The sequence below is a fragment of the Oceanispirochaeta sp. M1 genome (genome assembly GCF_003346715.1).
Taxonomy (GTDB): Bacteria; Spirochaetota; Spirochaetia; order DSM-2461; family DSM-2461; genus Oceanispirochaeta.
In genome coordinates, this window is sequence record NZ_QQPQ01000013.1 from 145861 (window position 1) to 153750 (window position 7890).

The following is a 7890-nucleotide window of genomic DNA, read 5'->3' on the forward strand; positions in this document are numbered from 1 at the left end:
AGCTAAGGCTGGTCCACAGGCAAAGCCTGTTGCTCGCCTATGCAACCAAAGGAGAAATTTTATGTATGAGCTGAAAGAGGCTACCTGTGACTGTTGCCGAACTATTTACAGAGCGATAAGCAAAAAACATTATTGCTCTCACTGCAATAAATATTATTATGTATGTAATCGCTGCAGTGAGAATGATGCCAACTGCCCGGATTGTGGTATTCCTCTTAAACGGAAGACACAACCCCTGAGTATGATGAAAGGTGAATACGGAATTAAGGAATCAGTCAAAATGAACAATCAGAGAAAACAGCGCTATTTCGGTCATTCATAAATCTGGTATTGGTTATGCATAAAAAAACCACGGGACAGCCCGTGGTTTTTTATGCACAAATATTATCCGGATAGATTATTTATTCATATATGCAACAAGAATATCATCAAGAGTGCCCATTTCTGCAAGAACCTTGAGTCCTATAAGCATCTCATATTGATCACCGCCGGCTGCAAGAAAGTCATTGGTGGCCAGGCTGTATTTTGCAGAAGGATCAAGTTCTTTTCCTGCTACCATTACCTTGGTTACACGGCTTCCTGCGGGTTTTGTTTCGTCAAATTCAAAAGTCAAACCTGCCATATGACAATAGCCGCCGCTGGCTTCGGGGTATGCTTTAACTCCGTTTTCAATAACTTCGATAACGCCCTGACCTGTGATTTCAAGAACAGTGACGGTATTTCCGAAAGGAAGTACAGATATAATTTCACCCTTGGTTACATCTCCGGCTTCTATTGAGGTTCTGATTCCCCCACCGTTCTGAAGACTTATATCAGCTTCGGTAGCATCCAGAAGAGCCGCTCCGATCAGGTCTCCCAGGTTGGTAGAACCAGTTCTTACATTTGCTCTTTCTCCGTCCAGAAGGACATCGGATTTGGTAACAACTACTGAAGTTACTTTTTCATTTTCAGCATTGATTCCTTCAACCAGAGAGAGGATCGCAGCATCATCAATTACATCAGCTGAAGCTTCTTTTGTGAACAGCATGGCTTCGGATTTTATGCCCATTTCCATGGAATAATTAACCTTGGCAATTCCCAGGTTTTTATCATGGTAACCGGACTGAACAATAAGACCGGAACCGGCAGCAATTCCTTCTTCCATGGGAGTGTGGCTGTGGCCGTCTACAAAAAGATCAATGCCCATAACTTTTTCCATTACAGAAGTTGAGGTATTTATTGTCTCGTCATCAACCCCGAGGTGTCCAAGAGCTATAAGTACATGTACCTCATCTCTGAGCTCATCAACCATCTCCTGTGCAACTACAGCAGGATCACGGAAAGTAAGACCTTCGACATTTTTAGGATGAGTCTTGTACAGAGTTTCATCTGTTGTCAGGCCGAAAATACCGACTAGAAGGCCGTTTACATCAATAATAGTGTAGGGGGGGAGGATTGTTTCACCTGTGGCATCGTCAATAACATTGGCGCAGACTACGGGGAATTCACACATAGCAGCCAATTCGAGGAGTCTATCTTTTCCATAGTTAAAGTCATGGTTACCGGGAGTCATTGCATCATAACCCATTGCATTGAGAATCTTTACAGCAGCTTCACCCTTGGAAAGGGTTACCAGAGTAGTTCCATGAAATGTGTCCCCTGCATCCAGCAGTAGAACGTTGGGGTTTTCGTCTCTCAGTTTCATTACTTCAGTAGATATTTTTGCAAATCCCATACCGTCATATTTACCTTCAAGAATACGGCCGTGTGTATCGTTTGTGTGTGCGATAACGAGGGAAGTATCCTCAATTTTAGGTATAGAGGAACAGGATGCCAGAAGCATTACCAGGGCAAATAACATTGTTCCTGTCTTGAATAGAATCGAGCCTTTCTTCATTTAGTTTCTCCTTACTTTCAAAGCTGTATTACAGCCTTTGTGTTTCTTTAAAGAGACCCGATGGTCTCCTTAAAATAATAGATGAGCCCGGAGGGCTGCACTCTGTGTTTTAACTTAAACACATATTCATTCTAGACCCTGAAAAAATAGTACACAACAGTAAATTAATAAAAATAGATTAAACAATAAAAACTGAACCTTCTTTTGTTACCTTTTCAGTTATTGAAACCACTGTCCGATAGTAAAAGAATGAATAGAATCATCCCTGTTGCCAGTGGTAAAGGCGGTGTCGGCAAATCTTTTTTAACAGTCAATCTTGGAGTTACTCTGGCCCGGATGGGAAAGACAGTTATTCTTGTGGATCTTGACCTTGGCGGCTCCAATCTTCATACATTTCTCGGTATTAGAAATACTAGTGCAGGTATAGGCAACTATCTGAATAAACAGGCTGACAGTCTGGAATCACTGGTAATTCCTACAGGAATAGACAGGCTCTATTTTATTCCCGGAGACGGTCTTTTCACAGCTGCTGCACAGCAGCACTATTTTCAGAAAATGAAGATTATCAAGGAACTGCCGGGACTTGTTGCCGATTATATCCTTTTGGATCTGGGGGCGGGTACCACACATAATATTGTGGATTATTTTATCCCTTTTCCCCAGGGTATTGTCGTTACTGTTCCAGAAACCACAGCCATTCTCAATGCTTATTCATTTCTAAAAACAGCTCTGTCCCGTTCAATATACAGATCATTTCCTCCCAATTCCGAAGAGAGAGAACTAATAAAGAATTTCTTCAAACAGAGGCTTGAAGGTTCAGGATCATCACTTTTTACTCTGGCGGACCGCCTGGGTGAGATTGATCCGGAATATGCTGAATCTGTAAGGGATAAGCTGAGTGTATTCTACCCAGGAGTTATAATAAATATGGGCCGTTCTTCATCCGATAAGGATCTGGGTAAGAAACTGAGAGTTATCAGCAGGAAGAATCTGGGAATATCACTGCAGTATCTGGGATATGTTGAATGGATGGCAGGAGTCTCCCGTTCCATCACTTCAAGAAAGCCCTACAGCACGGAACACCGTGATAATCTGACCTCCTCTCTGGAAGGAATCTGTCGGAGACTGGACACTATCGTTCCTGAAAAAAACATACCTCTTTATGAAGATGATGAAGATCTGGATGTCCTTAACTGGATAGAACCTTCCCGTTGAATTTAAGTCTGTAGTTTTTTTATGCTGCAAATAGCGAAATATGGCCTTGCAATAATAAATATACAATATAGATTTCACTACTCCACATGTATGTTAAATATATGTAGAGTATGTAATTACATCTCTATTGTATAGCTGATTTGAGTACTGACCTATAAGTCGGTATTATTGACATTACATATTTATACGGTTATAAATAACAGATTATGGAAAAAAGTGATTTAACAGTTACGGCTACACTCGCCAGCCTTGTTCTGGATGAGGCAGAAACACAGAGATTGGGAGACGAAGTTTCCCGGATGCTCAGCTATTTTGAAAAGATGAATGAACTTGATGTGGAGGCTCTCGAGCCCACCATACATGCACTTCAGAAGGAGAACCGCCTGCGTGAAGATCGCAGGCGTCCTAATGAAGCCCAACCGGATGAATTGCTCGAATGTGCTCCAGACCTGGAAGACAGGTTCATCCTTATCCCCAATGTACTTTAATTAGAGTCAAAAAAATTATTCATTACAAAAGGTAAATCATGTCTGATTTTGAAAAGAAATGGTCTGCTGTGTGTTCTCAGCCACAGACCTTAAAAGCGTATAAAAACTATGTAGATGGTTGGGAAAAGAAAATAGGAAGTTTTCTTGAGTTTGATCCTAACAGAAGTCTGGATGGGACAATCCCCGAAGGAACTCTGTCTGGTATTCCCTTTGCTGTCAAAGATAATATTGCAGTTAAAAACTACAAACTGACCTGTGGTTCAAAGATGCTGGAACATCTGGTATCTCCTTATACTGCCACAGCAGTGAAGAAGCTGCAGGAAGCCGGAGCCGTCATGGTGGGTAAAACCAACCTTGATGAGTTCGGAATGGGTTCCTCCACCGATAATTCGGCTCTTGGTAAAACCAGCAATCCCTGGGATACAGAACGTGTAGCCGGAGGTTCCAGCGGGGGAAGCGCCGCAGCAGTAGCTGCCGGTCTTGTCCCTTTTGCTCTGGGCTCCGATACAGGCGGTTCTGTCCGGCAGCCCGCTTCTTTCTGCGGATTATACGGCCTTAAACCTACCTACGGAGTAGTCAGCCGTTACGGCCTGACAGCCTATGCTTCATCTCTTGAGGTTATCGGAGTTGTCGCCAGAACTACAGAGATGTGTAAGACTGTATTTGAAGCCATGAAAGGGAAGGACCCTATGGATCATACATCTCTGGATCATACTCCTTCTGGAAAAAAAGTTAAGATTGTGGGTGTACTTAAGATTGAAGAGGGTGCACTTAATCCTGAGGTGAAGGCTTCCTATGACACAACAATTGAGAGATTGAAAAAAGCCGGTTATTCCATCATTGAGATTGAACTGCCTACACTGGATTATGTTGTTCCTGCCTATTATACAATTGCCACTGCTGAAGCAAGCGCAAACCTGGCCCGTTACAACGGCATCCGTTACGGCCATGCTCCTGTTTTCGCTGAAAATCCTGCAGACCTGATGAGAAAATCCCGTCATGAGGGATTCGGTGATGAAGTTAAACTCAGAATACTCCTTGGAACCTACGTTCTCCGTTCAGGATTCCAGGATCGTTATTATGTAAAGGCTCAGAAAATCAGAACAGCCATCCGTCAGGATGTAGAGCGCTGGTACGATAAAGCGGACATCCTTATGATGCCCGTATTCCCGACACCCGCCTTCCATCACGGAAGTTCCGATCTGGATACTTTCCAGCAGAAGCAGGCAGATCTCTATACATGTACGGCCAACCTTGTGGGACATCCCGCACTGTCGGTTCCCTCTACTTTGGAAAACGGACTGCCCGTGGGCGTTCAGTTTATGGCACCTCCTTTTGAAGAAGACCGCCTGTTTCAGGTTTCTTCAGTATTGGAGAAGGAATTCCAGGCTCCTGAAGCTCCTGGTTATAACACAGATTGGAGTTAAGTTTTGTATCAGTCATTTATCGGTCTGGAAATTCATATACACCTTACTGCGGAAACAAAGGCCTTCTGCGGATGTAAAGCACACTTTGGTGATGAAGAGAATACAAATATATGTCCTGTATGTATGGGATTCCCCGGCGTACTGCCAACATTGAATGAAAAAGCAATGCAGATGTCATATGTTGTGGCCAGAGCACTGAATTGTACGCTCAGTCCCAATACCAAGTTTGATAGAAAAAATTATTTTTATCCTGATATGCCAAAGAACTACCAGATCTCTCAGTTTTCAGATCCTGTAGGACGGGACGGATATATCGATATAGAGATCGGAGACAGCATTAAGCGTGTCCGTATTCATGATGTTCACTTCGAAGAAGATGCGGGAAAGATGATACATGCCGGCGATATGTCCCTTCTGGACTATAACCGTGCCGGATATCCCCTTCTTGAAGTTGTAACTGAACCTGACCTTGTTATCGGTGAGGATGCAGAAGCCTTCCTGAAGAGCTTCCGCCGTCTGGTACGATATCTTGGTGTCTGTGACGGAAACATGGATGAAGGTTCCATGCGTTGTGACGCCAACGTTTCAATAAATCATCAGGGTGCCGGTCTGGGGCCTAAAGTGGAGATCAAAAACCTAAACTCATCCCGTTTTGTCCGAAAGGCACTTAACTATGAGATTGGACGTCAGAGCGAGTTTATGGATGCTGATAAAAAGATTGATCAGGAGACAAGACTCTGGAATGAAAACAGAGACCAGTCAGAGCCCATGAGAAAGAAGGAAGACGATAACGATTATCGTTACTTCCCCGAACCTGATCTACCTCCCTTCAAGCCTTCTGCAGAGTTTCTGAAGAATGTTGAAAACGGACTCTGTGAGCTTCCTCTTGTGCGCAAACAGCGCCTGATGAAAAGTTATGGACTTAATTCCGATCAGGCTGAGTATATCCATGAGGAAAAATTTGTAGCCGACTTCTTTGAGCAGGCCGTATTTAATGGTGCCGATGCGGTTCAGGTCTATTCCTGGCTCTCTTCGGATGTAAAAAAACTGCTGAACCGTAAAGGTATATCTCTTGAAAACTCTCCTCTGTCAGCTGAGCGTCTGGCAAAACTGATTGACATGATAGCCGATGATCAGATCAGCGGTAAGATTGCCAAGAAGGTTCTGGATTACATCTTCGATGAGGATCAAGATCCCGAAACTATCTGTATTGATAAGAAGCTGGTTCAGATTTCAGATCCTGGAGTAATCGGAAAGATCGTTGATGAGGTTATGGCAGCTCATTCAAATGTTGTTGAGGCTGTCAAAGCCGGAGATGCCCGTCAGATGGGATTCCTTGTGGGGCAGATTATGAAGGTTTCCGGAGGAAATGCAGCACCAGCTGTGGTTCAGTCGGTATTGAAAGAAAAAGTATTAGGTTAGGAATAAAAAATGCGTATATTAGCAAAAGATATAAAAGATCATGCAGGTAAAGAGATCACTGTCAGTGGCTGGGTTCATAGAATCCGTGAACTGGGCGGAGTCAACTTTATCATTTTCAGAGATAGAAGTGGACAGATTCAGCTTGTAACCAATGAAGAAGTCAATCTCACTCTTGAATCTGTTATATCAGCCACAGGAACTGTTCATGAGAATGATAAAGCCCCCGGCGGATATGAACTTCAGCTGACCGCTATTGATGTACTGGCTCCTGCTGCTCCTGATCTTCCTTTTCCTGTAAATCAGGACCCTGCCAAAATTGGTTTGGAAACTATTCTGGACAATCGAAGCATTTCACTTCGAAACCCGAAGATTCTCTCAATTTTCAGGCTTCAGGCTGATATTATGCGCTACTTTGGTGAATATCTCCGAGGTCTTGATTTTACTGAAATTAAATCAACCAAGCTGGTGGGTGGAGCAACCGAAGGGGGAACCAACCTCTTTCGTGTCGAATATTTTGATACTACTGTCTGTCTGGCACAGTCTCCCCAGGTTTATAAACAGACCATGGTTTCCAGTGGACTGGAACGTGTCTTTGAAATAAGCCATGCCTACAGAGCCGAAAAACATGAAACTTCCCGTCATATAAATGAATATGTCTCTCTGGATGTGGAGATGGCTTTTATCGAAGATGAAATGGAGCTGATTGAGCTGGAACGCGGTGCAATTAAGTATATCTTCAGCCAGGTAAAAGCCAATAACCAGAAACAGCTTGATGACTGGGGTGCAACAGTGCCCGAACCCGAGCTCTGTGATAAAATTCCCGTTATTACCCATGAGAAGTGTAAAAAGATTGTTTCTGAGCGTATCGGTCGCCGTGTATTTGAAATCAATCCTGAAGCAGAAGTTGTTATTTCTGAGTGGGCCATGGAAAACTACGGCGTTGACCTGGTTTTCATAAATGAGTTCCCCCGTAAAAAGCGTCCTTTCTACACCTATCCAAAGGGTTTGAAGACCATGAGTTTTGACCTGGTTTTCAGAGGTCTGGAGATCACAACAGGTGGTCGCCGTATAAACGAATATAAGATGTTTCAGGAGGCCCTGCCTAAGTTCGGTCTCACCGAAGGGGAGCTGGGTGCCTATGCTTCAATTTTCAAGTATGGATGTCCTCCCCATGGTGGTTTTGCCATCGGTCTGGAACGTCTGACTCAGAAAATCCTCGGACTGGCTAATGTCAAGGAAGCTTCTCTGTTTCCCAGAGACAGAAAAAGAATTACTCCCTGATCATCTGTTAAGCCCGATAATAAATAAGCTCCGTTTTAAAACGGGGCTTTTTTGTTTAGTGCGCCCAGCAGGGTGCATCCACTTGGGAGTGAAAGTCTCCTGCAGACCCGATAGGGGGAACTGCTAGCTGAACAGCAAGGGTGTCCATTGTGAGGTGGAATCTGAAGGAAGCTGAACGCAA

General features: G+C 43.7%; 7 protein-coding genes. 6 read left to right on the plus strand and 1 reads right to left on the minus strand.

Going from position 1 to position 7890, the window contains the following annotated elements:
• The first annotated feature begins 61 nt into the window (after positions 1-61).
• On the plus strand, positions 62-322 hold the full coding sequence (locus tag DV872_RS11465; RefSeq protein WP_114630070.1) for a hypothetical protein: 261 nt from the start codon (positions 62-64) through the stop codon (positions 320-322).
• Positions 323-397: 75 nt separating this feature from the next.
• Here DV872_RS11465 and DV872_RS11470 read toward each other — a convergent pair whose 3' ends face one another.
• Positions 398-1876: a bifunctional UDP-sugar hydrolase/5'-nucleotidase gene (locus DV872_RS11470; RefSeq protein WP_114630071.1), complete on the minus strand. Its 1479-nt coding sequence runs from the start codon at positions 1874-1876 to the stop codon at positions 398-400.
• 249 nt (positions 1877-2125) lie between these two features.
• Between DV872_RS11470 and DV872_RS11475 the strand changes: the two genes are divergently transcribed.
• The 5 genes from DV872_RS11475 (at position 2126) to aspS (ending at position 7709) form a co-directional block, all read left to right on the plus strand.
• On the plus strand, positions 2126-3091 hold the full coding sequence (locus tag DV872_RS11475) for a P-loop NTPase (protein ID WP_114630072.1): 966 nt from the start codon (positions 2126-2128) through the stop codon (positions 3089-3091).
• 206 nt (positions 3092-3297) lie between these two features.
• Positions 3298-3579 carry an Asp-tRNA(Asn)/Glu-tRNA(Gln) amidotransferase subunit GatC gene (gene gatC, locus DV872_RS11480; RefSeq protein ID WP_114630073.1) on the plus strand — a complete coding sequence of 94 codons (282 nt, stop codon included), beginning with the start codon at positions 3298-3300 and terminating at the stop codon, positions 3577-3579.
• 38 nt (positions 3580-3617) lie between these two features.
• The gene (gatA, locus tag DV872_RS11485; protein WP_114630074.1) at positions 3618-5006 is read left to right on the plus strand and encodes an Asp-tRNA(Asn)/Glu-tRNA(Gln) amidotransferase subunit GatA; all 1389 of its coding nucleotides are present in this window, start codon (positions 3618-3620) and stop codon (positions 5004-5006) included.
• A 3-nt stretch (positions 5007-5009) separates the two neighbouring features.
• The gene (gatB, locus tag DV872_RS11490; RefSeq protein ID WP_114630075.1) at positions 5010-6428 is read left to right on the plus strand and encodes an Asp-tRNA(Asn)/Glu-tRNA(Gln) amidotransferase subunit GatB; all 1419 of its coding nucleotides are present in this window, start codon (positions 5010-5012) and stop codon (positions 6426-6428) included.
• A 9-nt stretch (positions 6429-6437) separates the two neighbouring features.
• A complete protein-coding gene (gene aspS, locus DV872_RS11495) occupies positions 6438-7709 on the plus strand; it encodes an aspartate--tRNA(Asn) ligase (protein ID WP_114630076.1) in 1272 nt (423 codons plus the stop codon).
• Positions 7710-7890 lie beyond the last annotated feature (181 nt).

Bases quoted from the DNA above. Each gene is read 5' to 3' on its own strand.
- aspS (WP_114630076.1), top strand. From the start codon at position 6,438: ATGCGTATATTAGCAAAAGATATAAAAGATCATGCAGGTAAAGAGATC.
- gatC (WP_114630073.1), top strand. From the start codon at position 3,298: ATGGAAAAAAGTGATTTAACAGTTACGGCTACACTCGCCAGCCTTGTT.
- gatA (WP_114630074.1), top strand. From the start codon at position 3,618: ATGTCTGATTTTGAAAAGAAATGGTCTGCTGTGTGTTCTCAGCCACAG.
- DV872_RS11470 (WP_114630071.1), bottom strand. From the start codon at position 1,876: ATGAAGAAAGGCTCGATTCTATTCAAGACAGGAACAATGTTATTTGCC.
- DV872_RS11465 (WP_114630070.1), top strand. From the start codon at position 62: ATGTATGAGCTGAAAGAGGCTACCTGTGACTGTTGCCGAACTATTTAC.
- DV872_RS11475 (WP_114630072.1), top strand. From the start codon at position 2,126: ATGAATAGAATCATCCCTGTTGCCAGTGGTAAAGGCGGTGTCGGCAAA.